Source organism: Acuticoccus kandeliae (genome assembly GCF_003073115.1).
Map to the genome: position 1 here is coordinate 1 of NZ_QBBV01000164.1, position 303 is coordinate 303.

A 303-nucleotide genomic window follows, 5' to 3' on the forward strand; every position below is an offset into this window, starting at 1 on the left:
CCCGTCTTTCCGACCTTGCGGCGGACCTGCTCGCCGGCGTACCGCACACCCTTGCCCTTGTACGGGTCGGGGCGGCGCAGCTTCCGGATGTTGGCAGCGGTCTCGCCGACCAGCTGCTTGTCGATGCCGGAGACCGAGAACCGGGTCGGCGACTCGACCGCGAAGGTGATGCCCTCCGCCGGCTCGATCACGACCGGGTGCGAGTAGCCCAGGGCGAACTCGAGGTTCTGCCCCTTCAGCTGCACGCGGTAACCCACGCCGTGGATCTCCAACTTCTTCTCGTAGCCGGCGCTGACGCCGACC

The 303-nt window shown here is 68.3% G+C and carries 1 protein-coding gene; it reads right to left on the reverse strand.

From position 1 onward, the window contains the following. Nucleotides 1-303, reverse strand: a 303-nt coding sequence (locus tag DBV35_RS29785; RefSeq protein ID WP_108663938.1) for a 50S ribosomal protein L6, incomplete at both ends; no start/stop codon positions are given.